Annotated in this window: 22 protein-coding genes, 3 tRNA genes and 2 pseudogenes; 16 read left to right on the top strand and 11 right to left on the bottom strand. The window is 38.0% G+C overall.

The window, feature by feature from the left end; genetic code table 11:
* Positions 1-5: 5 nt before the first annotated feature.
* The 3 genes from AC07M3_RS08890 to AC07M3_RS08900 all read left to right on the top strand — a co-directional run bounded on the left by AC07M3_RS08890 (position 6) and on the right by AC07M3_RS08900 (position 884).
* Positions 6-96: transfer RNA gene (locus tag AC07M3_RS08890), tRNA-Ser, on the top strand.
* 9 nt (positions 97-105) lie between these two features.
* Positions 106-182 (top strand) — tRNA-Arg (locus tag AC07M3_RS08895).
* A 108-nt stretch (positions 183-290) separates the two neighbouring features.
* Positions 291-884 carry an HAD family hydrolase gene (locus AC07M3_RS08900; protein ID WP_494566927.1) on the top strand — a complete coding sequence of 198 codons (594 nt, stop codon included), beginning with the start codon at positions 291-293 and terminating at the stop codon, positions 882-884.
* Positions 885-948: 64 nt separating this feature from the next.
* On the opposite strand, the gene AC07M3_RS08905 is transcribed toward AC07M3_RS08900, so the two are convergent.
* Positions 949-3,234, bottom strand: a complete 2,286-nt coding sequence (locus AC07M3_RS08905; protein ID WP_494566926.1) for a hypothetical protein — start codon at positions 3,232-3,234, stop codon at positions 949-951.
* Between the two features lie 338 nt (positions 3,235-3,572).
* On the opposite strand from AC07M3_RS08905, the pseudogene AC07M3_RS08910 reads away from it, so the two are divergent.
* Positions 3,573-3,671: pseudogene (locus AC07M3_RS08910) on the top strand (hypothetical protein); the annotation flags it as partial.
* A gap of 141 nt (positions 3,672-3,812) precedes the next feature.
* Positions 3,813-3,889, top strand: a tRNA-Arg gene (locus tag AC07M3_RS08915).
* Positions 3,890-4,004: 115 nt separating this feature from the next.
* Here AC07M3_RS08915 and AC07M3_RS08920 read toward each other — a convergent pair.
* The gene (locus AC07M3_RS08920; protein WP_494566925.1) at positions 4,005-4,697 is read right to left on the bottom strand and encodes a nitroreductase family protein; all 693 of its coding nucleotides are present in this window, start codon (positions 4,695-4,697) and stop codon (positions 4,005-4,007) included.
* Positions 4,698-4,919: 222 nt separating this feature from the next.
* Between AC07M3_RS08920 and AC07M3_RS08925 the strand changes: the two genes are divergently transcribed.
* A complete protein-coding gene (locus tag AC07M3_RS08925; protein WP_003653610.1) occupies positions 4,920-5,417 on the top strand; it encodes a YcxB family protein in 498 nt (165 codons plus the stop codon).
* Between the two features lie 39 nt (positions 5,418-5,456).
* Positions 5,457-6,098 (top strand): fumarylacetoacetate hydrolase family protein, encoded by a 642-nt coding sequence (locus AC07M3_RS08930; protein ID WP_205468502.1) that lies wholly within the window; start codon positions 5,457-5,459, stop codon positions 6,096-6,098.
* 108 nt (positions 6,099-6,206) lie between these two features.
* Here AC07M3_RS08930 and AC07M3_RS08935 read toward each other — a convergent pair whose 3' ends face one another.
* Complete coding sequence (locus AC07M3_RS08935) at positions 6,207-7,454, bottom strand: YihY family inner membrane protein (RefSeq protein WP_199989505.1); 1,248 nt, start codon at positions 7,452-7,454, stop codon at positions 6,207-6,209.
* 361 nt (positions 7,455-7,815) lie between these two features.
* On the opposite strand from AC07M3_RS08935, the gene wrbA reads away from it, so the two are divergent.
* Positions 7,816-8,424: an NAD(P)H:quinone oxidoreductase gene (gene wrbA / locus AC07M3_RS08940; RefSeq protein ID WP_201774416.1), complete on the top strand. Its 609-nt coding sequence runs from the start codon at positions 7,816-7,818 to the stop codon at positions 8,422-8,424.
* A gap of 49 nt (positions 8,425-8,473) precedes the next feature.
* On the opposite strand, the gene AC07M3_RS08945 is transcribed toward wrbA, so the two are convergent.
* The 3 genes from AC07M3_RS08945 to AC07M3_RS08955 all read right to left on the bottom strand — a co-directional run bounded on the left by AC07M3_RS08945 (position 8,474) and on the right by AC07M3_RS08955 (position 10,664).
* Complete coding sequence (locus AC07M3_RS08945; protein ID WP_004639480.1) at positions 8,474-9,049, bottom strand: xanthine phosphoribosyltransferase; 576 nt, start codon at positions 9,047-9,049, stop codon at positions 8,474-8,476.
* A 71-nt stretch (positions 9,050-9,120) separates the two neighbouring features.
* Positions 9,121-9,834, bottom strand: coding sequence for a DUF3108 domain-containing protein (locus AC07M3_RS08950; protein WP_003653602.1), 714 nt, complete (start codon positions 9,832-9,834; stop codon positions 9,121-9,123).
* 158 nt (positions 9,835-9,992) lie between these two features.
* Positions 9,993-10,664 (bottom strand): hypothetical protein, encoded by a 672-nt coding sequence (locus tag AC07M3_RS08955; protein WP_494566924.1) that lies wholly within the window; start codon positions 10,662-10,664, stop codon positions 9,993-9,995.
* Between the two features lie 232 nt (positions 10,665-10,896).
* On the opposite strand from AC07M3_RS08955, the gene AC07M3_RS08960 reads away from it, so the two are divergent.
* A complete protein-coding gene (locus AC07M3_RS08960; RefSeq protein WP_494566923.1) occupies positions 10,897-11,781 on the top strand; it encodes an energy transducer TonB in 885 nt (294 codons plus the stop codon).
* A 101-nt stretch (positions 11,782-11,882) separates the two neighbouring features.
* On the opposite strand, the gene ybeY is transcribed toward AC07M3_RS08960, so the two are convergent.
* The 3 genes from ybeY to miaB are packed head-to-tail and all read right to left on the bottom strand — an operon-like array spanning position 11,883 to position 14,952.
* Positions 11,883-12,365, bottom strand: coding sequence for an rRNA maturation RNase YbeY (gene ybeY, locus AC07M3_RS08965; RefSeq protein WP_133747486.1), 483 nt, complete (start codon positions 12,363-12,365; stop codon positions 11,883-11,885).
* A gap of 9 nt (positions 12,366-12,374) precedes the next feature.
* Positions 12,375-13,463 (bottom strand): PhoH family protein, encoded by a 1,089-nt coding sequence (locus tag AC07M3_RS08970; RefSeq protein WP_003653596.1) that lies wholly within the window; start codon positions 13,461-13,463, stop codon positions 12,375-12,377.
* Positions 13,464-13,500: 37 nt separating this feature from the next.
* A complete protein-coding gene (gene miaB, locus AC07M3_RS08975; RefSeq protein WP_199989512.1) occupies positions 13,501-14,952 on the bottom strand; it encodes a tRNA (N6-isopentenyl adenosine(37)-C2)-methylthiotransferase MiaB in 1,452 nt (483 codons plus the stop codon).
* A gap of 287 nt (positions 14,953-15,239) precedes the next feature.
* Here miaB and AC07M3_RS08980 point away from each other — a divergent pair, with 287 nt between their 5' ends.
* The 4 genes from AC07M3_RS08980 to AC07M3_RS08995 all read left to right on the top strand — a co-directional run bounded on the left by AC07M3_RS08980 (position 15,240) and on the right by AC07M3_RS08995 (position 19,522).
* Positions 15,240-17,183: a lytic transglycosylase domain-containing protein gene (locus tag AC07M3_RS08980; protein WP_494566922.1), complete on the top strand. Its 1,944-nt coding sequence runs from the start codon at positions 15,240-15,242 to the stop codon at positions 17,181-17,183.
* Positions 17,184-17,240: 57 nt separating this feature from the next.
* Positions 17,241-17,903, top strand: coding sequence for a ribonuclease T2 family protein (locus AC07M3_RS08985; protein WP_092711057.1), 663 nt, complete (start codon positions 17,241-17,243; stop codon positions 17,901-17,903).
* A gap of 211 nt (positions 17,904-18,114) precedes the next feature.
* Positions 18,115-19,101 (top strand): malate dehydrogenase, encoded by a 987-nt coding sequence (locus tag AC07M3_RS08990; protein ID WP_003653591.1) that lies wholly within the window; start codon positions 18,115-18,117, stop codon positions 19,099-19,101.
* 175 nt (positions 19,102-19,276) lie between these two features.
* Positions 19,277-19,522, top strand: coding sequence for a DUF2789 family protein (locus AC07M3_RS08995; protein WP_003653589.1), 246 nt, complete (start codon positions 19,277-19,279; stop codon positions 19,520-19,522).
* Positions 19,523-19,580: 58 nt separating this feature from the next.
* Here AC07M3_RS08995 and AC07M3_RS09000 read toward each other — a convergent pair whose 3' ends face one another.
* Together AC07M3_RS09000 and AC07M3_RS09005 are read right to left on the bottom strand one after the other, a co-directional pair.
* A complete protein-coding gene (locus tag AC07M3_RS09000; RefSeq protein WP_092711060.1) occupies positions 19,581-20,108 on the bottom strand; it encodes a hypothetical protein in 528 nt (175 codons plus the stop codon).
* A 67-nt stretch (positions 20,109-20,175) separates the two neighbouring features.
* A complete protein-coding gene (locus AC07M3_RS09005) occupies positions 20,176-20,781 on the bottom strand; it encodes a 2OG-Fe(II) oxygenase (protein ID WP_494566921.1) in 606 nt (201 codons plus the stop codon).
* Positions 20,782-20,898: 117 nt separating this feature from the next.
* Between AC07M3_RS09005 and AC07M3_RS09010 the strand changes: the two genes are divergently transcribed.
* The 3 genes and pseudogenes from AC07M3_RS09010 to AC07M3_RS09020 all read left to right on the top strand — a co-directional run bounded on the left by AC07M3_RS09010 (position 20,899) and on the right by AC07M3_RS09020 (position 23,726).
* Positions 20,899-21,756, top strand: coding sequence for a 23S rRNA (adenine(2030)-N(6))-methyltransferase RlmJ (locus tag AC07M3_RS09010; protein ID WP_003653584.1), 858 nt, complete (start codon positions 20,899-20,901; stop codon positions 21,754-21,756).
* A 41-nt stretch (positions 21,757-21,797) separates the two neighbouring features.
* Entirely contained in the window at positions 21,798-22,631 is an 834-nt protein-coding gene (pssA, locus tag AC07M3_RS09015; protein WP_005043810.1) for a CDP-diacylglycerol--serine O-phosphatidyltransferase, read from the top strand.
* A 17-nt stretch (positions 22,632-22,648) separates the two neighbouring features.
* A pseudogene (locus tag AC07M3_RS09020) lies at positions 22,649-23,726 on the top strand (DUF6670 family protein).
* Positions 23,727-24,078 lie beyond the last annotated feature (352 nt).

The following is a 24,078-nucleotide window of genomic DNA, read 5'->3' on the forward strand; positions in this document are numbered from 1 at the left end:
GTTCCGGTGAGGTGGATGAGTGGCTGAAATCACTTCCCTGCTAAGGAAGCATACCTATTACTGGTATCGAGGGTTCGAATCCCTCTCTCACCGCCATTACTTAATGCGCTCATAGCTCAGCTGGATAGAGCACTTGGCTACGAACTAAGGGGTCGGGAGTTCGAATCTCTCTGAGCGCACCAACTTGAAGAATTAACCGCTTTTATAGCGGTTTTTTTGTGCTTGTTTTTTAGTAATTTTAAAAAAAATCTAAATTTATAACTTTTTAATTATATTAGAGATAATCATAAATGAATCTAGCTTTATTTGATTTTGATGGCACGATCACTCACAACGACACATTTAGCTTATTTCTTAAGTTTTCGTTGAATAGAAAAACTCAAATCGTCGGTGGTATCCGACTTGCACCGTATATAGCAGGTTATAAACTTGGTTGGGTAACGGATAAAACTATTCGGACTAAGCTCTGTCAGGTAGGGTATGTAGGCTATGATGCGAATTCCTTAAAATATATGGGCCAAGAGTTTGCAAAAAAAGTACTTCCTAAATGTGTTCGTGAAAATGCTTTGGAGCGTATTCTCTGGCATAAACAGCAAGGTGATCAGATTGTTGTTGTCTCTGCATCATTAGGCGTTTATTTAGAAAGTTGGTGCCATTCTTTAGGTTTAGATGTTATATGCAATCAACTTGAAATACATAATGGTATTTTAACAGGTCATTTTATTGATGGTGATTGTGGTTATTTAGAAAAAGTAAATAGAATAAAAAATAAATATGATTTAAGCCAATATTCTACAATTTATGCTTATGGTGATACGCCTAATGATTATGCAATGTTAGAGTTGGCGCATAATAAATATTATAGATGGCAAGAAATGAATTAATATTTAAAAATATATTAATAAAGAAAGCCACTTACTATAAGTGGCTTTCTTTTGTTTAATTATATTAAACAGTATTGAAAGAATTATCTAAGAAGTTATCAGTAAGTAATGACTGAGGTACGATAGTATGCGTTGTATTTGTTACGCTAGATACTGTAGAAGTTACTCCACCGAGTAATCCACCGCTCGTTAATCCACCAAGTAAATTAGAAATAACATCTAAACCACTTCCACCCGTAACACCGCCAGTTAAGCTACCCACGATATCAGTTACGATACCAATTGGATTGTCGCCACCCACACCGCCGGTAATCCCACCAGTTAAGCCACCTACAAGGTCAGTTACTACACCAAGAGGACTGTCACCGCCAACGCTACCAGTTGCGCCACCAATAGTTCCTGTCACTCCGCCAAGGATTTCTGTTAATAAGCCCGTTGCAGTAGAGCCATTAGTAATAAGTGTACCTAGAATGCCAGTCGCTGATTCAGTTGCGCCTTGAATATCACCACCGACTAAATCAGATACAACTTCAAGTGCACCATTTACAGTGTCACGAGAAGTTTCGAAAGTTAATGTACCAAGGTCTGCAATTTCAGAAACAGGATGCTCTACTTGTGGAAGAATACCGATAATTGTATCTGCTACTGTATCAATACCAGTGTTGATGATTTCAGTTTTTAAGCTTTCTACACCCTGAAGAATATCAATACCGCTTTGAACTATGTCAATCACTGGAGAGATTGGAGATGTCCCACCACCAACGCCGCCAGTTACACCACCGATAATGTCAGTCACAACTTCAAGAGGGTTACCACCAACGCCGCCAGTTACACCACCGATAATATCAGTCACGACTTCAAGAGGATTGCCACCAACGCCGCCAGTTACACCACCGATAATATCAGTCACGACTTCAAGAGGGTTGCCGCCCACACCACCAGTTACGCCACCGATAATGTCAGTCACGACTTCAAGAGGGTTGCCGCCCACACCACCAGTTACACCACCGACTACATCTGTAACACTTCCAACAACACCAGTGATAATACCAGCAGCAGTTGTACCATTATTGATAAGCGTACCTAGAATGCCAGTCGCTGATTCAGTTGCGCCTTGAATATCACCACCGACTAAATCAGATACAACTTCAAGTGCACCATTTACAGTGTCACGAGAAGTTTCGAAAGTTAATGTACCAAGGTCTGCAATTTCAGAAACAGGATGCTCTACTTGTGGAAGAATACCGATAATTGTATCTGCTACTGTATCAATACCAGTGTTGATGATTTCAGTTTTTAAGCTTTCTACACCCTGAAGAATATCAATACCGCTTTGAACTATGTCAATCACTGGAGAGATTGGAGATGTCCCACCACCAACGCCGCCAGTTACACCACCGATAATGTCAGTAACAACTTCAAGAGGGTTACCACCAACGCCGCCAGTTACACCACCGATAATATCAGTCACGACTTCAAGAGGGTTACCGCCCACACCGCCAGTTACACCACCGATGATATCAGTCACGACTTCAAGAGGATTGCCACCAACGCCACCAGTTACGCCACCGATAATGTCAGTCACGACTTCAAGAGGGTTGCCGCCCACACCACCAGTTACACCACCGACTACATCTGTAACACTTCCAACAACACCAGTGATAATACCAGCAGCAGTTGTACCATTATTGATAAGCGTACCCAGAATACCAGTTGCTGATTCAGTTGCACCTTGAATATCACCACCGACTAAGTCAGAAACAGTTTCGAGAGCACCATTTACAGTGTCACGAGAAGTTTCGAAGGTTAATGTACCGAGGTCTGCAATTTCAGAAACAGGATGTTCGGTTTGTGGAAGGATGCTAATGATTGTGTCGGCAACAGTGTCGATACCTGTATTAATAATTTCAGTTTTTAAGCTTTCTACGCCCTGAAGAATATCAATACCGCCTTGAACCACATCAATGACTGGAGAAATTGGTGAAGTTCCACCAGTCACACCACCTGTTACGCCGCCGATAATACCAGTGACAACTTCAAGAGGATTGCCACCAGACACTCCACCAATCAAACCGCCAGTTATACCACCCACAACATTGGTTACAGTTTCTAAGGGATTTGTAGAACCGACAGTACCTGTTACTGTACCAACCACATCAGAAACCAAGCCTGTTGTTGTGTGGGTAACAGTATTAGTTACTGTTGAAATAACATTTGAAAGTAAGCCTGATGTTGAAACATTCGCATCAACAGAGGAACCCGTGTTTACAGTGGTACTTACCGATACAACATTACCCAAGTCTTGAGTAACTTTTGATATCGAAGATACGAGATTTTTTAGTAAAAACATGTTGGTCTATTTCCTATATAATTATGTATTTTTAAGTAAGTATTATTTATTGCGCTACATAATTAGTGAGATGTATATCTCAATAATTAAAATTTAGTATTGGTTAGATATCAAAAGCTGTCAATGTGTATTTTTAGTCACATTTTTTGATATTAAATGATATTTAATGAAATAATAATTTATTTAATTTAGACGTAAAAATAATAATAGTTTTTATATAATATTTTTTTGATGAATTATTTTTTAATCATATTTTCACTCATTTGAAGCATTATATTAGATAAATTTTACTGGTGCGTATAATGTTAAAGTTCAACTAGAAATATATTATTTCTATAATGTTGACTAAAACAGTAGCCTTTATCTTGTAGGTAGATGGCCAAATGCTTCAAAAAGCCTATAAAACTTATTTGAAAAAAAATATTTCAAATACATCTTAGATGAGAAAAACATCAATAATTTTAGCTCCCATTTTTTATAAAATAGGGGGTGGCTAAGAACTAGACGGTTGATGACAGAAAGATGAAAAAAGACTTCCTAAGCTTTGAAAAATGCGTATAATGCGCAACATCAAGTACGCGCTCATAGCTCAGCTGGATAGAGCACTTGGCTACGAACTAAGGGGTCGGGAGTTCGAATCTCTCTGAGCGCACCACTTGAAGAATTAACCGCTATTATATAGCGGTTTTTTTGTGTCTGATTTTTATCATCTTTATTAAAAGCCGGTGTTCATAGAAACCAGCTTTGAAAAGAATTAAAGGTGAAAAAGATTAATCAAATGTTTTAAAACGGCTTTCATCTTCAATAAAAGCTTTTTCACCTGCTTCGCTTTCGATTGAACCAAATACTAATTGAGCTCTTAATTTCCAGTGAGTAGGAACATTAAAAGCTGCATTAATTTTCTCATCAATGATTGGATTATAGTGTTGCAATGAAGCGCCAATGCCTTGTTCAGCTAGGACGTTCCATACTGCAAATTGTGCAATTGCTGTTGAATGCTCAGACCAGATTGGAAAGTTATCAGCATATAGCTCGAATTGCTCTTGTAGACCTTTAATCACATCTTGGTCTTCAAAAAATAAAACTGTACCTGCACCTGATGCAAAACTTTGAATTTTCTGTTCAGTTCCAGTTAGGGCTTCTGCCGGAATAATCGTTTTTAATACATCTAGAACTATATTCCAGAAATTTTGGTGTGATTGGTCAAATAAAACCACAACGCGAGAAGATTGGGAGTTAAAGGCAGATGGGCTATGTTTTACAGCTTCTTGAATTAGTTTTTCAATTTCAGTAGGAGAGAGTTTTAAGTTTTTTCCAATTGAATAAATAGAACGGCGTTTTTTAATTAATTCTAAAAAGCTTGGTTCATTGGAAGGATTCATCTTTTGAGTGGTTTGCGTAACCACATCTTTTGAGACAGTTGCTTTTTGATTTAAGCCAAATAATTTTGCAAAAAAAGACATGAGACATTCCACTAAGAAGGTGATGCTTTTATTGTAGAAATTTTAAAAAGTGAAATAAGCCCAATAAATATGAATCTACGTTCCATATATGCAACGAAAAATATTTTTAATCTCGTTACTAAGGCTACTTTTGAGCAAAACAAAAAATAGCCTTTGATTCATTTTAAAGCTGAAATGAATATGCTCTAATAGTTCCGATTTATTGAGTATCGATGCAGTGCAATGACCGAGCAAAAAACAGCTTTATCTTTACGTTACTATTTGAATTTAGAAGAGTCACAAGATGGATTTTCATTAGTGACATTTGGGAAAAAACAATTTACCCGTTTTCTAACACCTGCGATTAGTATCGCAATTATTATTTGGGGACTTTATTTAGGTTTCTCTGGGGTTGGTCGATATTATGTTGGGCTAGGTATTTTTTTTCTGGTGATGCAAGGGCTGATGCGTTATTGGCTTTTACCGATGTTATTTAAGCGTCAATTTGTTCGTTACCAGTTTGGAAAGAGCGAGCAGGGCATCGACCTCTATCAAGATTATTTTGAGCTTTATGCCAGCGGTCGTAAACAAGTGATGCAATATTCAGATGTGCAAACTTTTGCTAAAGGCAAGCTGACTTACATGCTTGAGCTAAAAAATAAAACTGTAATTATTGTGCCAAAGCGAGCATTTGCACAGGTTTCAGATCAAACTATATTTGAAAATACATTTAAGAAATAAATTATTGGACTTATTAGCCGCAACAACAAAGGAAGCCTCATGAATACACGTCCTTCAAAAATCGTTTGCGTAGGCAGAAGTTATGCCGATCATGTCAAAGAATTAAATAATGCTATGCCTGACAGACCTATATTATTTATTAAACCACCTAGTAGCTTGATTGGTTTAAATGACGGTATTTCATGGAATCCAGCTTGGGGCAGTTGTCATTTTGAGTGTGAATTAGTTTTACGTATTGACCAGCCTTTAAAAGGTGAAACGGACCCTGAAAAAGCATTGAAAGCGATTGGGGCAGTGACTTTAGGTCTTGATTTAACAATGCGTGATTTACAGAATGACCTGAAAACTAAAGGTCACCCATGGGAGCGTGCAAAAGCTTTTGATGGTGCTTGTGTTTTGGCAGACTGGGTCGATTTGAGCGAAATTACAGATTGGCAAGAAACTAAATTCACGTTCCATATTAATGATGAGTTACGTCAAGATGGGAATACTGAACTATTAATGTTTACGATTGGTGATCTGTTAACTGATATTAATCAGGTTTTTTCATTAGAACCAGGTGATGTAATTATGACAGGCTCACCTGCCGGTGTTGGACCATTACACTCGGGTGATCAGTTGAAAATGACATTAAAGGGTGCAACACAAGATTTTGTGTGGGAAACTTTTGTAAAAGCGTAATCCCATTTACGCTCCTACATATTTTTAACCCTATTATTTTTTAATAATAGGGTTTTTTATGAGCTAAGAATTAGAGTACAGATAATTAAATGAGAAGCTACTGTCTACTTATTTCTCTTCAAGAATTGTGGAGAGCGGAATAGAAAGTTTTGCAGCTAGATAGTCATTAGACTCTACTAAAGCTGGACCAATTTTTTCCATCCATTCATCGTCATCATGCACATTTTGGACATCTTGGCGTAAAGGGAGTGGATATGGAAGAGCCGTAAAAAAGCTCCAGAAGTCGACTTGAGACAAATTACGAACTAAGACATATTCATCTTTATCTGTACGCTTAATCAAATTTTGCTCTTCAAGTAAAAGTACATAAGAGGGCCAGCGTCCAATTTCTCCTCGGCCTAAAATTTCTAAGGCTTCTTTATCACTTACACTTTCACCCAGTTTTTGCTTTTTATAAAACAATTCAAGAATATCTAATAACATGAGCACAGGGTGTCGTTTTTGCTCTTTACCTGAATGAAAAGCAGTTAAGGCAAAACTGACTTCTACCCCCAGCAAAATAATATTCCATGAGAGAAAGATCCATAACAGGAAAATGGGTACTGCGGCAAATGCACCATAGATCAGTTCATAACTGGTGAAGTTTGACATTACGAAGCTAAATAAGTTTTTGAGTATTTCAAAAAGTGCAGCACTTAAGCAGGCAGCTATAGCGGCTGCATAAACTGGAACTGTTCGATTCGGAATAGTCCAATACAAAATAAAAAAGCCAACAATAGTCAATACAAACGAAATCATCCAGAGAATGAATGATCCATCAAGCTGATATCCTGCAAAATTATTGCTGAGAATGTTCATGGAGGCGACAGTCGAAGAAATGACGAATGCGCTTCCTAAAATAATTGGACCTAAAGAGATGATCGTCCAATAACGCATAAAGCCCATAATGCCACTACGAGTTTCTTTTACGCGCCAAATACGATTAAAGACAGTTTCAATTGATGTGAGCATTAAGACGGTTGTGACGAATAAAAACAGCACACCGATAACAGTTAAGTTGCTGGATTTTTCTGTAAAAGCATTTAGCGCTTTATCAAATGCGATAGTGCTCTTAGGTAAAAAATTACTATAAATTAAATGTTGGAGCTGTTGTCTTGCAGGTTCTAACGCTTTAATTGAAGAAATAATTACTAAAAAAACCGTTAACATCGGCACAACTGCGAATAGAGTTGTGTAAGTGAGAGAGCCCGCTTGTTCGCGGCACCGATCAGCTTCAAAACGCTTAAATACATATAAAACGAATTGAAACCAGGTTTTATTATAAAAAGGAAGCTTACTTAAAAAACGTTGTAACATGCGTCGTCTATCCCGATTTTTTTAATCATCATGTTGGGCGATTAATAGCTTATCAAAATATGAGCTTAACAACTCAAATCATAGATTAAAGCAAAATAATAACTTATAGAACTATAAGTCGTTCTGGAAGTTTACTATGCGCTATAGAAAAAATTGTAGCCCTAATCTTTTTCAAAAAAGTTGGCTTTCTGTTGTCTGAGCATAAAATTCAACAAAGTCGATAAACTTTTTACCCAACGAATTTGAGAAATTTGCTCGTGTTACCTTTCATGCTACACAATCAATCACCTCTAGAATTTCATAAGATTGGTTTCGCCAAAAAAATAAAAAATACCGTATAGTGTTCTTTTTAACAAAATTTATGAAACCGATGCAACCTTACATTCTTGTACTCTATTACAGTAAATATGGCTCTACAAAAGAAATGGCACATTTAATTGCCAATGGTGTTGAGTCTGCGGGTATGTCAGTGAAAATTCGGACAGTGCCAAATATTGCTCCAGTCGTCACAATAGCTGAGCCAAGCATTCCGGAAGAAGGTGATATTTACTGTACGTTAGATGATCTTGCGAATTGTGCGGGTCTGGCATTAGGTTCTCCAACTCGCTTCGGCAATATGGCAAGTGAAATGAAGTATTTTTGGGACCAAACGACTAGCCTTTGGCTCAATGGGGCATTACATAATAAACCAGCTTGTGTTTTTACTTCTTCTGGATCGATGCATGGTGGGCAGGAGAGTACTTTACTCACGATGCTGCCGCCGTTATTTCATCACGGGATGATGATTTTGGGATTACCAAATGCAATTCCTGCTTTATCTAATACTAAAACAGGTGGAACACCGTATGGGGCAAGTCATGTAAGCGGACCCCGCCATGACCAGAATTTAAGTCAGGATGAAAAGATTCTGTGTGAAGCACAAGGTAAGCGTCTAGGTGAGGTTGTTAAGAAGCTTTCAGGGGTACTTTAAAAACAAATAAAAAAAGAGCGGATATCCGCTCTTTTTTTATTTGTACAATTCATTCTTTTACAAAGGTAACTTTTCCATCTGTAAGAGAAAGAACACGTGCTAATGACTCAACTCGGTAGCCTTTTTCAAGCAATAAATCACGACCTGATTGGAATGATTTTTCAATCACAATACCTACACCGACAACTTCTGCATTTGCTTGGTGAATTAAATCAATTAGTCCTAATGCTGCTTGACCATTCGCCAAGAAGTCATCAATAACTAATGCTTTATCAGTTGAATGAAGGTGTTTGTTTGAGATCGCAATTGTGCTTTCAGTTTGTTTAGTAAAACTAAATACTTTAGAGCGATATAAGTCATCTTTTAACGTCAATGACTGATATTTACGAGCGAAAATTACAGGTACACCAAGTTCCAAACCTGCCATGATTGCAGGTGCAATACCTGATGCTTCAATGGTAATAATCTTGGTAATCCCTGCATCTTTAAAGCGAGCGGCAAATTCTTTACCAATCTGCTGCATGAGTACAGGATCAATTTGGTGGTTTAAGAAAGCGTCGACTTTCAAGACTTGATCAGATAGAACGATACCTTCTGTTAAGATTTTCTGTTCTAGTGCGTGCACGGGAGAATCCTCTAGACGGATGCTTTTAAAGCAAATGCGTATTTTAAAAAGCATCCGAAAAAATGCAAGCTTTAATTCGTTTTACCCGTATAACTTGTTAATAACAGGCCATAAGAAGTTTTACCATCAATATGGCTGACTTTAACTGGTAAATAATCTAGTTTTGGGGCTAACCAAAAGACTGTACTGCGTTCAGGTTTGCTGTGTTGTAAAACGACTTTAATGGTATCGAATGTTCCATAAGATGTTTTAATTTTTTCATTGCCTTGTTTTACAAAGCGACGATTTTCAACTTCTTTTGCATCTGCAAGTGGATAAGAGGTTTTAAGTGAACCATTTTTTAGGTCTTCACGAAGTTGTAACTCTGCATTTAATTCGTCAAGTACGCCAGCCTGCCAAGCGAATGAACGAGCTTTATCATCTTTCTTGGTAGAAATAGTTTTGCTGTTTGGATTAAAGTTAATATTCATGGTGTTGTTATGAATCAAAATTTTGCTGGTACGGCTAAAACTTTGAGATCCAATTTTACCATTAGCAAAACTAAATTTACTTGTTTCACTTGCAGAAGCGATTCCACCTGCTTTTGCAGTGAAATTATAAGTCCAATTATTACCTTGCTGGCTTAAGGCACGTGTTGCTGAACCCATACCTTTATTATTATAAGTAAACTGATAATTTGCCTGAAATGGGCTCATGGCAAGTGCATGACTTGAGAAGCCTGCAAAAAGCAAAGTTGTTGAAATACCTGTTGCGATGCCAAATGATTTCAGAAATTTTGTTGCCATAAGTAAATATCCTTGTACAGACTGAAAAGTCAGTGCTGATGCATCTATAACTTAAACATATTATGCCTGTTGATCATGGAGAAAAAATCAGGATTTATGCTAAATGTGTAATCTATTTGTGTTTTTTGGCGGTTAATTCATTTTTATTCATTACAGCTTTATACATCTTTTTGCTGGATTGGCGTGATTTCAGAATCTTCTAATTCATCTTCATAATCATCGTCCTGATCACGGTAAAGCAGGGCGGCTAAATTAACATTTCCAAATACGACTAACTCAGCCTCACGAACTCGTGCGTAATTTACATGCACTTTACCTAGTGTCTCGATGATACTGGCTTTTTTACCAAACCAGCGGTTGAGATCAAGAAATATGAGTTCATCACGTTCTTCTGCTACATTAAAACGTTGAAGAATCATTCCCAAAGGATCTTTTTTCAAGATTTTATGGTAGTAAAAAACTGCGGCTTTTACGGCAATCTTTTGCCAAAAGTTTTTATATTTCGCTTCAATAATTTGTGTGTTGCTAATTTGCTCAAAAACTAATAGCTGTTGTTCTTTATTAAATTCCATCTGAATCAGTTTTAAATCAACAGATAATGTCGTCTCTAGGCCTTTTACATGCATGGTTGCATATAACCTTAACCAGTCATGATAAAGATCGGCATGGAGGTCGTCTAAAAATTCAACATTATTGGTGACATAACGCTGTAAAGTCGCATTCAGAAAGGTTTGTGATAGCGTAAAATCTCTTTCTTCTTCAATGAATGCTTCTGCTTTTTGGTAGACTTTTTGAAGGCGTCTGACTAATGAGGAAAATAGCGTTTGCATAAAAGAACTTCCAGAAGATAATTTACTTAAGAACCAACACAATCTTTATTATGATAAAAAACGAGTTTTGATATTGCAGTGTAACAAATTTAATTGATACATTTTGACAAAATGAAAATGGATAAAACTCTATACTTGAAGTGAATCACACTTTTATCCAAATTTGAATATCAGTTTATATTTTATTCGGTATTAAACCGTGGGGATAAGGCATTTATATGCTTTTAAAATTATGTTGAACAAAAGAAGTCTATCGATAGAGCCTTTTTATCATTGGTGGCAAGACCGAGTCTTTATTGCTGCGACAATATTGGCAGTCTTACTGCATATTTTTGTATTGCTCATTCACTTTTCGATGCCTAGTCCATCAGAGCAATCTACTAAAGAAATTGCAATTTCAATTCGATCAAGCAATGAGCCATTTCAGCAGGCAGACTTTTTGGCGCAAGCAGACCAGCAAGGTTCAGGTGCATTTCGAGAAGCCCACCGTACCTCTAGTGATACTCCAAATCCTATGCCTAATGATGCTTCAACTGGAGATGCGCAGTTAGAAAGTTTGCAAAAGGTTCAGCAGCAAAGAGAGCTTAAATTTGAAGAAAAAGTCTTAATGACTGTTTTGAGTTGGCAAAAACAAGCTGACGCCAGTCAAAGGAAAAAAGAATTAGAACAATTACAAAGTCAATTTCAGGCAAAAGCTGTGATGGTTGCGAGCCTTGAAGCACAATATTTACAACGCAGACAAGATTTCAGCCGCCAGCAAAAAATAAAAACAGTAGATGGAATTCAGGCGAAAAAAGATGCCTCGGCTGCTTATTTAGATAAGTTCCGTGAAAAAGTGGAGTTGTATGGTAATCGCTATTACCCAGAAGAAGCCAAACTGCAACAGTTAAAAGGCGAAGTCCGTTTAATGGTTATTTTAAATGCACAAGGAGGGATTCGTGCAATCCGGTTACTTGAGAGCTCAGGGCATTCGGTATTGGATGAAGCTGCAAAGTCTTCAGTACGTCGCGGCGCACCATTTGGGCATTTTGATACCAATATGAAAGATATTTCTGAATTGCGTATTGTACGTACTTGGCGTTTCGATCCTGCTCAAGCTGAATTTGAAGTGCATTAATAAAAAATGTGGATAAGTTTTAGCTTATCCACATTGATTTTAGTTCATTAAACAACAGCTCACCTGAAGGCAGACTATGTTTTTCATCTAATCAATAACGATTAGATCTGTTCTTGGTAGGGATTGTCTATATTCAGTTTTGCTAGAATTTCAACTTCAAGCCCTTCCATTTCTTCAGCTTCTTCGTCACTAGTTTCGTGGTCATAACCGAGTAAATGCAAAACACCATGTACTAATAAATGTGCAAAGTGTTCTTGAGCTGTTTTCTTTTGTTCAACCGCTTCTTGCAATACAACTGGAATACAAATGACTAAGTCACCCAGAGGAAAGGCATCGAGCATTGGTAAAACTTCTTCAGGAATATCACTTGGAAAAGATAAAACATTGGTTGGTTTATCTTTCTCTCGATATTGCAGATTAAGTTGTTGGCTTTCTGCTAAATCGACACAAGCGACGCCAATTTCGCAATCTTCTTTATAACCAACGTGGCGTAAGGTTGTTTCAATGATTTTTTTGAGTTGAGCTCGTTTGAGCTCTAACTCAGGTGATAGGAAGTCTTGTTGTAAACTTAAACTGATTTTCAAAATGAATCCTTAAGCATCCTGATGTTGCAAGTCTGCTGCTGTATCGTTTTCAGTCATTAACGCTTCTTGACGTGCTTTGCGTTCAGCACGAGCTTCAGCATTAAGACGATGTTGTTCTCCATCCCAACCTTCATACGCTTCAACAATTTTTTGAACAAGTTGATGACGTACAACATCGCGGGAATGGAAACGGGTAATATGAATTTCGGTAATATTCTCAAGTACACGAAGTGCGTGTGCCAGACCAGATTGTTGACCTTTAGGTAAATCGACTTGAGTAATGTCACCTGTAATCACTGCACGAGAGCCGAAACCTAAACGGGTCAAGAACATTTTCATTTGTTCAGGTGTTGTGTTTTGAGCTTCATCCAAAATTACAAATGAATGGTTAAGTGTACGACCACGCATATATGCAAGAGGCGCAACTTCAATTACTTGACGCTCAATTAACTTGGCAACTTTTTCAAAGCCAAGCATTTCGTAAAGGGCATCGTAAAGAGGGCGTAGATATGGGTCGATTTTCTGGGTTAAATCACCAGGTAAGAAACCCAGCTTTTCTCCAGCTTCTACAGCAGGACGTACAAGTAAAATCCGCTGGATTTCGTTACGTTCTAGCATATCTACGGCGGCGGCAACTGCTAAATAGGTTTTACCTGTACCAGCAGGGCCTACACCAAAAGAAATATCGCTTTGTAAAATACGTTGTACATAACGTTTTTGATTGGCACCACGTGGATTAATGCGGCCTTTTCGTGTCTGGAAATAGACATCGAGCGGCGCATCATTTTCATCCATTTCGTCACCAACCAACTCGAAATTGCGTTCAGTTTGTGAAGATTGAATGAGGAGGTGTAATAGATCGGCACTGATTTGCTGGGATAGCTCAGACTCTTCGTAGAGTCGTTGCAATAATGCTTCGGCTCTCCCAACAGCGTCAATTTCACCATCTATGTGAAAAACATCTCCACGATGAGTAATTTTGACATCTAAACGCTGTTCAATTTGCTTCAGGTGCCCATTATAGGCACCCAGAATGCTCTTTAAACGTTCCATTGAAATTTCAGGAAATGTTACGGTACGTCGAATCGCTGCAGTCAAGAGAAAACCTTTCAGTAGACTTTAGAATACCTCTACATTACGCCACGTCAGGTTCAAGATTCAAGAGCTCACCGTAAACAAAATTTAAAGTTTTAATTTCAGTAATCTCGATCTCTGCAAACCGACCAACCCAAGTCGCATCACCAACGAAAGTGACCAGACGTGTATTGTCAGCAGTACCAATTAAAATATTAGGGTCTTGATCAGATACTTTTTCAATAAGTACACGTTCAATTTTACCTAACATGGCATCTGTTTTTTCAATACTAGATTGCTTAATTACTTTTTGAACTTGAGCTAAACGTTCTTTTTTAACTTGCTCAGGTGTGGTGTCTGGCAAGTCTGATGCTGGTGTGCCTGGGCGTTTTGAATAAACAAAACTATACGAATGATCGAAGTCTAAATCATTGATAAATTGCAATGTTTCTGCAAAATTTTCATCGGTTTCACCAGGGAAGCCAATAATAAAGTCACTTGATAAATGCATATCTGGGCGAATTTTGCGGAGCTTCGCAATTTTATCGATATAAACATCAATCGTGTGATTTCGCTTCATTGCTTTTAAAACATCATTCGAACCACTTTGTACCGGCAAGTGTAAATGTGACACCATTTGAGGTAAATCTTCATAACACTGAATAAGCTCATCAGAGAACTCAAGTGGGTGCGAAGTCGTATAGCGTAAGCGTCCAATACCCGGAATTTCTGCAACGAGTCGTAACAATTCAGGGAAAGTACAGATGCCACCTTCAAAGGTTTCACCGCGGTAACCATTTACATTTTGTCCAAGAAGTGAAATTTCACGGACACCTTTTTCAGCAAGCCCTGCAATTTCTGCAAGTACATCATCTAAAGGTCGAGAAACTTCTTCACCGCGTGTATATGGAACTACACAGAAAGAACAGTATTTAGAACAGCCTTCCATAATAGAAACAAATGCCTTAAAGCCTTCTACACGTGGTTCTGGTAAAAAGTCGAACTTTTCAATATCTGGGAAAGAAATATCAACCAGTTTGATTTTATCTTTTTTAGGTTTTTCTACTTGAGCATTATGTTGATCAAGCATTTGCGGTAAACGGTGTAATGTTTGAGGGCCAAAAATCATGTCCACATAAGGCGCACGTTTTTGAATGTTGTCACCTTCTTGAGAGGCAACACACCCACCAACACCAATCACAAGATCAGGATTTTTGTCTTTTAGTTTGCGCCAGCGCCCTAATTCACTAAATACTTTTTCCTGTGCTTTTTCACGAATAGAACACGTATTCATGAGCAGGATGTCTGCTTCGCTAGGGTTGCTCGTTAAAATGTAACCGTGAGAGTCCCCTAAAAGGTCTGCCATACGGTGACTGTCATACTCATTCATCTGACACCCTTGAGTTTCAATATAAAGTTTTTTTATTGAAACATCAGTGGTGTGCGTTGGCTGGGTAACAGTGTTTTCTGAGGCAGCTTTGGCACCATTGGGAATGAAGGTTTGAACCGTCATGCAGGCTCCTAACAGATCGATCTAAAAAAGAATAAATTTGCCCAAAATGGGTCAAACCATTCATTATAGCAGTATTTGGACCGAACCGATAACAGTAAACCTTCAGAACATGACACGGTTTTTTTGAAGTAAATTATGTAAATTTTAATGATGTTGAATCAGAGAGTTACATAACACAACAAAAGAAAGCACGAAGACTAATTAAACTATGCTCTGAAGGTGAATAGTCAGGGTTTAACACATTTATGAGACCAAGTAGAAAGAGCTCATCAATCCATAGTCGTGTAATGAAAAATAAATATATGCATCGTAGCTGGTTAGGAGCTATGTGTTTACTTGGTTGTTCATTTACCTATGCTGCCGAAGAGCAGTTTAATGATGCATTAAACGCTGCAAATAGTGGTAATACAGCATTATTAGACCAATATCAGCTTGCTATGCAAAATGATGTATTGGGATACTATCCAGAATATTGGAAACTTAATACCAATCTTGGCTTTCAACCTTCAGCCTCGATTGTAAGTTTTGCTCAACGTTACCCTCAATCAGCAATGGCTGAGAAATTAGCCGCCGATTATGTAGAAGAAAAAGTTAAACAAGCTGACTTCGCATCTGCACAACCTTTATTATCTTATGTAACTAATCCTGATCAGGCTGAAAATTGCGCATTGGCACAGGTGAGAGCGAAAACCGGTGATGCATTAGTTTTTGCTGAATACAAAGATGTATGGCTAGCCACCGAATCGCAACCTGAATCTTGTGTAGGTCTAGGACGCTTGATGTTATCTACTCCATTAATGAGTCAGCAAGATAAACAACAGCGTCTTTGGGTGCAGTTACGTTCTGGTTTAACAGGGCAGGCCCTTGCTACCGCACAGACTTTGGGAATGAATTTGTCGTTGGCGCAGCTTAACCAAATTCAGGCTAATCCACTCAATTATTTGTGGAGTGCGCCTAAAACAAATGATACAGACTATGCTTATTTGATTTTTGCATTAGGTCGTTTGGCTAATAATGACTTACCTAACGCTTTTTCGAACGTACAACGTGTCGCTCAAGGTACACCAGAGAATATACAAAAGTATTTATATCGAACCGTTGCTTATATTGGTGGCACCACGGTCATGAAAAATAATTTTAATCGTGAGGTTCTTCAATATTTTGATGCAAGTTATGGTTATCCTCTAAGTCCGGAAGAAGCTGAAATTTATGCGCGTCAGGCAATTCGATTTGGTGCGTGGGAAAGTTTAATCCGTGCCATTGATAGTATGACCGTGACACAAAAACAAGAAGATCGTTGGCAATATTGGCTTGCTCGTGCAACAGAGCAGCGCGGTGATAGTAGTTCGAAAAATACTGCGCAACGTATTTATAAAAAATTGGCTGAAAGTGGTGATGACTATCACAACCTTTTAGCAAAAGATCGTTTGGGTGAACGTTATAATCATCAACCCTATGATGACCAACCAACAGCAAGTGACTTAAGACGTTTAGACCAGAATATTCACTTTAATCGTGCTTTTACTTTAAGACGTATTAATGCAAATCCAACCTATACCAACCGAGAATGGAACTGGGCAGTTCGACAAGCTTATCTTCAACATGATGATGGTGTGTTGTTAGCTGCGGCAAAGCGTGCCCATGATATGGGGTGGTATGACCGTGCAATTTATGCAGCAGATCGTACAACAAATAAACATAATGATACGTATCGCTATGTGACGCCTCATAAGACTAATGTCGTAAGTCATAGTTACAATGCAGGAATTGATCCAGCGTGGGCTTATGGTTTAATGCGACAAGAAAGCCGATTTGTTACCTCCGCACGTTCTCACGTTGGAGCGGGCGGTCTTATGCAAATTATGCCTGATACAGCGAAGTTGATTGCACGTCAAATGGGTGAAACCTATAATCCAGCGGCATTAAATGAAATGAATACCAATATTCGATATGGAACATTTTATTTGTCGATGATTCAAGGGCAATTAAGCAATAACCCTGTTTTGGCTACAGCAGGGTATAATGCGGGGCCTAATCGGGCGAGACGTTGGCAACCGGACTATCAATCAATTTCGGCTGACCAATATACAGAGACAATCCCATTGTTAGAAACCAGAGACTATGTCAAGCATGTTATGACTAATGCAACACATTATGGGGTGATATTGGGTCAAGGGGCTCAATCTTTATCACAACGTATGAAAGTCATTCCAATGCGTACATCGCCTTAAGTTTAAGGTAGTTGATGATGGATCTTCTTTTAATTGGCATATTCAAGTTTTAATTAAATGAAATATAGATATTTGGAACTTCGTTCAATTTTGCAACTTGCATGGTGGCTTATCTGTGCAGGAGTAGGGTTGATGAGTTCCGTTTTACATGCCGAACCTGTTAATTTACAGGGGTATGTCATGCATGTGCAGATGACACCTGCCGCGTGTGCGTTAGATCCCTCTAAACAAAAACAACGTAAATGTCTCGAAGGATATTCTTTGACAATTACAGGCCTCATGCCAGAAACAAATCAAACCGATTGTTCAACAGAAAGTTCGGCCACTCTTTCTCCATTACAATCTAAAGTCGTAGCGCGGGTTATGCCTGATAACAATGCCCGTGTGCAGCTTTGGAAAAATGTAGGTGGGTGCGTTCCTATGAATGCAAGTCAATATTTCCGGACAGTCATTAACTTTGCTGAACGTCTAAAAATTCCAGCTAGCCTCACAAGTTCGACGAATGTTGAAATTCAACAGTCAGCTTTAAAACAGCAATTTACTCGTCTTAATCCGACCTTGCCTCAAAATGGTATTCGTTTAAGTTGTCAGTTATCACGTTCAGATGTTGTTTTAACTGAAGTGAAGGTGTGTTACACGGTAAAAGGCCAATATAAACAATGTGCAAATCATGTGGTATCAAATTGCCCAGGTGAAATCACGATTAAAGGTAGTTACTAAAGATGGCGATCATTTCGTAAAAAAATGCTGACCATGCATTGAATCTTTTTGTAAATATTAATTTGTATTTTCTATCAGACTTTTGGTGAAAATGAGTCGCTTTTACATGCATCTGCCAGATCTTTAGAGTACAATCTTTGCCGTTTATGATGATTTAGTTAGATGGAATTCCTATTTAGCTAGATTAAGGACATTCATTGGAGACAATTACATGAAGCAACCCGTTCGTGTTGCCGTGACTGGCGCTGCAGGTCAAATTGGTTACAGCTTATTATTCCGTATCGCAAGCGGTGAAATGTTAGGTAAAGATCAGCCTGTTATTTTACAATTGCTTGAAGTTCCAGTTGAAAAAGCACAACAAGCGCTTAAAGGCGTAATGATGGAACTTGATGACTGTGCTTTCCCTTTATTGGCTGGCATGATCGGGACTGATGATCCGAAAGTTGCATTTAAAGATGCTGACTACGCTTTATTGGTAGGTTCTCGTCCACGTGGTCCTGGTATGGAACGTGCTGACTTGTTAAAAGTTAACGGTGAAATTTTCATCGGTCAAGGTCAAGCATTAAACGAAGTTGCTAGTCGTGACGTTAAAGTATTAGTTGTAGGTAACCCTGCAAACACTAACGCTTACATCGCTATGAACTCTGCTCCAGACCTTCCAGCGAAAAACTTCACTGCAATGTTGCGTCTTGACCACAACCGTGCGTTGACTCAAGTCGCTCAAAAAGCTGGTGTTGCAGTTGCTGATATCGAACACTTAACAGTTTGGGGTAACCACTCTCCAACAATGTATGCTGACTACCGTTTTGCAACTGCAAATGGCGAAAGCTTAAAAGACAAAATCAACGATGCGGCATGGAACAAAGATGTGTTCCTTCCAACTGTTGGTAAACGTGGTGCTGCGATTATCGAAGCGCGTGGTTTGTCTTCTGCTGCTTCTGCTGCTAACGCTGCAATTGACCATATGCGCGACTGGGCACTTGGTACAAACGGCAAATGGGTAACTATGGGTATTCCATCTGATGGTTCTTATGGTATTCCAGAAGGCGTTATGTTCGGTTTCCCTGTAACAACTGAGAACGGCGAATACAAAATCGTTCAAGGTTTAGAAATTGATGAATTCAGCCGTGAACGTATTAACTTTACGTTAAATGAGCTTGAAGAAGAACGTGCAGCGATTGCTGACATGTTGAAATAATTTATCTTTTTGATAAGTTAAAAAAGCACTCTTTTTAGAGTGCTTTTTTATATTCAATCATTCGCAACCAAACACAAAAAACAACAAGAAAATATAGACACTATCATGCATATAAAAAGGTTTTATTGTTAGATTAGTTAATAGATGATTTAAAACAAGTTATAGGAGAATAACAATGTTTGAGCAGCAACCTACTTTAGAACTTTTATTTGATCAGCTGGGTTTAGATTCGGATGAAGCAAGTATCGAAAACTTTATCAAAACACATCAATTGCCGGCTGATCAGAAACTACATGAAGCCTCTTTTTGGTCAAAAGGCCAAAGTGACTTCTTAAAAAGTCATTGGGAAAAAGATGATGAGTGGATTGTGGTTATTGATGAGCTGAATGAACAACTACATGAAGATAGTGTAAAGAGATAAATTAAAAATAAGGCCTGTTTTACATAAGATATAGAACAGGCCGATTCAAATTAAATATTTAGTGCGTTTTTGATTTTACTAAATTTTTATACCATGGTTCTTGGCGAACCGAATTAAAGACAGGGTGTGCGTGAAGCAACTCAAGATCACATTGGGTTGTTGATAAATATTTAGTTAACCAATGTCTGGTTAGTGCTGACTCTTCTCGCGCTGCTGATGCATAAGCCAAGAAGAAATATATATCTGCATGTTCATAGTGGGCTAATGGCTTCAAAATTTGTTGAGTAATCAACGCAAAACGTTTTTCTTTATTTAATTCAAAATAAAGCATATAGGCTTTAGCCAAATGCAAAGATAAATTGAGATACAGACTCAATGGCATTTCTTCATATTCCATACGAGCTTGTTCAAGTAAAACAATCGCTTCTTGTAAAAAATGAAGCTGCTCTTGGCGAACATGACTTAATATGACAAGTTGTAAGCGTAAATCGGCACGCTCCAAAGCAAGTTCAGGCGTATTTTCAGTCAAATAAAGTTGATCTGTCTCACCAATTCTGTTCACAATCGTTTTACTTTCAATAGACATACGCCCTAGTCCTTCTTGATCAATAGCATTTATATCGGGTTCATTTACTAAATTTAAAGAGTAGCTTTTAAAGCCAGATAGAATTTCCGCTACGAAGCCAAGCTGTAATCGAAAGTCTTTGTTGCTTTGAAGTTAATACTTCATGTAATAAGTTGCTTTGAAATATCACCAGTCGATTGGGTTCTGGGTTAACAATATGCCATTTCTCATTTTTATCTTGCAGTCGTAATTGACCACCCCAATCTTCTTGCCATTCTGGATGTAAATAATAAACGGTTGAGATAATACGATCATTTTTTTGTTGAGGATTGTCTCGGTGTAAAGCATAAAACTCACCCAAATTATAACGGGCAAAATGAGCCTCAACTTCTTTAATTCCTAAATAGAATGCTTGATTTAGACTTTGCGAAAATGAAGTTAGGGTTTCAACATGTTGTTGAGCAATAGGGAGTTGATCATTAATCCAGAGAATATGGTCACTACGAATATTGCTCACTACACCATTTTGAATACTAGCTTCTCTAAATTCATCAATATGATAGCTACACTCTTTGGCGACTTGCGCGCGATATTGATCCGAATAGGCTTGATTAATAATAGCAAAGCCATGCGTATTTAAGTCATCCAGAATTTGATCCAGATCCCATGAGTCCGGAAGCAGGTGAGAGAGCATATAACCTCGAGTAGATCGTAAAAATATCAAGCTGCTCTATTTTAGATGATCACAACCTTACGAAAGAATATTTTTTTCATGTTAAACTATTTGTTGAATTGAGGAATTAAAGTCAACATGAATTACCGTCACCATTTCCATGCGGGCAACTTTGCAGATGTTATGAAGCATGTGCTTTTGCTACAGCTTCTCAACCGTTTAAATGCTAAAGATAAACCTTATCGTTATATCGATACGCATGGAGGTGCAGGAAAATATAATTTATCTCTGGCACCTTCACAAAAATCTGGAGAGTTTCTTACAGGCATTCATCGACTAGTTCAGATATCTGAAATGGAAAAGCGTCAGGCACCTGAAGCAATCCAGCAATATTTGAAGTTAGTAGAACAGTTACGTTCTGAAGAAGGTAAGGGTAGTTATCCGGGGTCACCATGGTTTGCTTTGCAAGGTATGCGTGAGATTGATAAAGCAACCGTGTTTGAAATGCAGCGTGATGTTTTTGAGCAATTGCGACATAACATTTATGATAAACGTGCAGGTTTACATGAGCGTGATGCATACGAAGGCTTGCTCGGCGTTATTCCACCGAAAGAAAAACGTGGTTTGGTCATGATTGACCCGCCTTACGAATTAGAGCGTAAAGACTTTCCGCAATTAGTTGAACTTTTACAACAAGCTTATAAAAAATGGCCAACAGGTGTTTTTGCAGTTTGGTATCCAATTAAAGACCGAGCGATGATTGAGCGTTTTGAAAAGAAAATGTTCAAAACAGGTATTCGCCGTCAATTGGTTTGTGAAATCTGTGTATGGCCAGATGATACACCTGTAGGCTTAAATGGTTGTGGTCTATTGGTGATTAATCCACCTTGGCAGTTCTCTGAACAAGCCGACCAAGCCCTACAGTGGTTATTCCCGCATCTACGTATGCAAGAAATTGGTGGCCATGCTGCTGTTCGCTGGTTAGTAGGTGAATAACAGTTAACTTAAATCAATGCACATGTTTGGAATAGAAAATAATGACAAATGCGCCTAAACCAGAGCAAGATTTAACTCATAATGAACATTCATTTGATGGGATTACATTCGAAGTGGTTGAAGAAGAAGATAATCCGGAAGGACAAAAAGTGAAGCGCCGAGGAATTTATCTTTGGCCTAACTTAATTACGACAGCCGCTTTGTTGTCTGGTTTCTATTCCATCATTGCGAGTATGAATGGGGATTTCACCCAAGCTATTTATGCCATCTTTATTGCAGCTTTACTCGATGGTTTAGATGGCCGGGTTGCTCGAGCTATTGGTGCACAAAGTGCTTTTGGCGAGCAATATGACTCACTTTCAGACTTATTGGCTTTTGGTGTAGCTCCAGCAATGCTTATGTATAGCTGGAGTTTGCATGATTTAGGTCGTATTGGTTTGGCATGTTGTTTTGTTTATACAGCATGTGCAGCTTTCCGTTTAGCACGTTTTAATGTGCAAATTGGTGTGGTTGATAAGCGTTATTTTATCGGAATTGCAAGTCCACTGGCTGCCATAATCATTATTTCATTAGTGTGGGTTGCTCGCGACTATCCTTTCATTTTTGATTTACGTGATATTGCGATTAAAACCATTAATGCTGTTCTTATGGTTGTTGTGGGATTACTCATGATCTCCAATATCAAATATTACTCTTTCAAACAAATGGACCGTAAAAGAGTTCCTTTTGTAGTTATGTTGCCAGTAGTACTGATTTTTGCAGCAATCACTTATAATATTCCAATGGGCATTTTGACCGTTTCAATAATCTATGCTCTATCTGGTTTTGTTACGACATTATTTGCACGCAAGAGTAACGAAACAATAAAAACATAAAATAGAAGAGGTTCGGTATGCCTATGTTGATGAATCAAATTAATCAATTACAGCAGCTGGGCCTTAATGCCAAAGAGGGGGTTGTCTATCAACCTTCTCGCGGCTTTTTTAAAATTGTTTATCAAGCCTTAATCCTTCCAAATCTACCGGCTCCACTGCGCTATTTTAATTACATTAGTATGGTTGGACAGCCGCGCATTCCTCTTTGCTATAACACTCACTCAATTACGACTTCGGCAATCGATACTGCAACTGTGCTTGTAAGTAATAGCCAGCATAGTGTGGGACATTTAAAAACTTATTCTATTCGGCGGCAATGCCAGTTTGACTCAAAACAATATCAGTTTGATAAAACAGATTTGATTGATTGGGAAATTCCAATTATCCATCTTCAGCGACTAGACCCGGAAATGGGATGTGATCTTACTATTCAGATTCCAGAAAATATCTCTAATACTTCTGCATTACAGTGGGGAGTCTCAGACTTTTGGTCAACCTTATGTTTATGTGAGGGTGAAATTTTTTATAAAGGACAAAAGTATCAAGTTGAAGGATTAGGACGCTTTAAACATGCAAGGGCTCTACATTTACCGTTTTTATCTTTATGTTTCTATACATGCCAAATTATTAATTTAAATGAAACCACTCAGCTTACATTTACACAAATAAGAAATCAGTGGAATATCATCTTATGTTCACGGTTAGATATTCAAGAATTTGGTAAGCCTGTTGAAAGTTTTACTGAAGATGTAAATTTACATATCCATCGTGTTTATCCAAAAGTTAGAACACCCAATGATAAAGAGATGTATTTGCCAAGAGAATTTTCTTGGCAGTGTAAAAAAAATGGAAAAATTATTTTTGAACTTTATGCACAAAGCCGTGGTGACTATAAGTTTGGATTGGCTGCTGGATATGTGGGAAGCTTTCAATATCAATTAAGTTGGAATGAACAATGTCTACAAGGTGAAGGTGGATATTGTGAATATATTGATTGTCGCCCACTTAGGTGGCAGGAAAAGAACCAAGACGAAAAAATATTAGATAAATTGATGCTTTTACAGCCATGTTTATATAAAAAATGACTATTTTTAGCATTTTTGATTAAAAAGCGAACTGTTGTTTCATTAATATTAAAAAAGGGGTTGCCAAGAGAATTTAATGGTCTATAATGCACATCCATCGGCGGTGATGCAGATAGAAACTTGTTGAAAAACAGTTACTTGGAATTGAACTAGTTGCTTTAGGCAGTGAATTTGATGAGAAGTTAGTTTTGAGAATAAGTTTTAAAAATATCGAAATTACCTGTTGACTTTTAAGAGATTAAGAGTAATATAGCCGACCTAGCTTGCTGGTGACGAACCAGTAAGAAGATCATTAAGAGATTATGAAGAACAACTTGTGTGGATTTTTACTGATTGATCGATCGAAATATTATCATTGATTG

Source organism: Acinetobacter sp. GW821-FHT09D10 (assembly GCF_059416285.1).

What these genes read in the sequence shown, in the direction of transcription:
- miaB (WP_199989512.1), bottom strand. Translation starts at nt 14,952, where the DNA reads ATGACGGTTCAAACCTTCATTCCCAATGGTGCCAAAGCTGCCTCAGAA.
- AC07M3_RS08935 (WP_199989505.1), bottom strand. Translation starts at nt 7,454, where the DNA reads ATGTTACAACGTTTTTTAAGTAAGCTTCCTTTTTATAATAAAACCTGG.
- AC07M3_RS08905 (WP_494566926.1), bottom strand. Translation starts at nt 3,234, where the DNA reads ATGTTTTTACTAAAAAATCTCGTATCTTCGATATCAAAAGTTACTCAA.
- AC07M3_RS09010 (WP_003653584.1), top strand. Translation starts at nt 20,899, where the DNA reads ATGAATTACCGTCACCATTTCCATGCGGGCAACTTTGCAGATGTTATG.
- pssA (WP_005043810.1), top strand. Translation starts at nt 21,798, where the DNA reads ATGACAAATGCGCCTAAACCAGAGCAAGATTTAACTCATAATGAACAT.
- AC07M3_RS09005 (WP_494566921.1), bottom strand. Translation starts at nt 20,781, where the DNA reads ATGCTCTCTCACCTGCTTCCGGACTCATGGGATCTGGATCAAATTCTG.
- AC07M3_RS08995 (WP_003653589.1), top strand. Translation starts at nt 19,277, where the DNA reads ATGTTTGAGCAGCAACCTACTTTAGAACTTTTATTTGATCAGCTGGGT.
- AC07M3_RS08990 (WP_003653591.1), top strand. Translation starts at nt 18,115, where the DNA reads ATGAAGCAACCCGTTCGTGTTGCCGTGACTGGCGCTGCAGGTCAAATT.
- AC07M3_RS08960 (WP_494566923.1), top strand. Translation starts at nt 10,897, where the DNA reads ATGTTGAACAAAAGAAGTCTATCGATAGAGCCTTTTTATCATTGGTGG.
- wrbA (WP_201774416.1), top strand. Translation starts at nt 7,816, where the DNA reads ATGAAACCGATGCAACCTTACATTCTTGTACTCTATTACAGTAAATAT.
- AC07M3_RS08920 (WP_494566925.1), bottom strand. Translation starts at nt 4,697, where the DNA reads ATGTCTTTTTTTGCAAAATTATTTGGCTTAAATCAAAAAGCAACTGTC.
- AC07M3_RS08985 (WP_092711057.1), top strand. Translation starts at nt 17,241, where the DNA reads ATGAAATATAGATATTTGGAACTTCGTTCAATTTTGCAACTTGCATGG.
- AC07M3_RS08980 (WP_494566922.1), top strand. Translation starts at nt 15,240, where the DNA reads ATGAAAAATAAATATATGCATCGTAGCTGGTTAGGAGCTATGTGTTTA.
- AC07M3_RS08955 (WP_494566924.1), bottom strand. Translation starts at nt 10,664, where the DNA reads ATGCAAACGCTATTTTCCTCATTAGTCAGACGCCTTCAAAAAGTCTAC.
- AC07M3_RS08930 (WP_205468502.1), top strand. Translation starts at nt 5,457, where the DNA reads ATGAATACACGTCCTTCAAAAATCGTTTGCGTAGGCAGAAGTTATGCC.
- AC07M3_RS08925 (WP_003653610.1), top strand. Translation starts at nt 4,920, where the DNA reads ATGACCGAGCAAAAAACAGCTTTATCTTTACGTTACTATTTGAATTTA.
- AC07M3_RS08900 (WP_494566927.1), top strand. Translation starts at nt 291, where the DNA reads ATGAATCTAGCTTTATTTGATTTTGATGGCACGATCACTCACAACGAC.
- AC07M3_RS09000 (WP_092711060.1), bottom strand. Translation starts at nt 20,108, where the DNA reads ATGTCTATTGAAAGTAAAACGATTGTGAACAGAATTGGTGAGACAGAT.
- AC07M3_RS08950 (WP_003653602.1), bottom strand. Translation starts at nt 9,834, where the DNA reads ATGGCAACAAAATTTCTGAAATCATTTGGCATCGCAACAGGTATTTCA.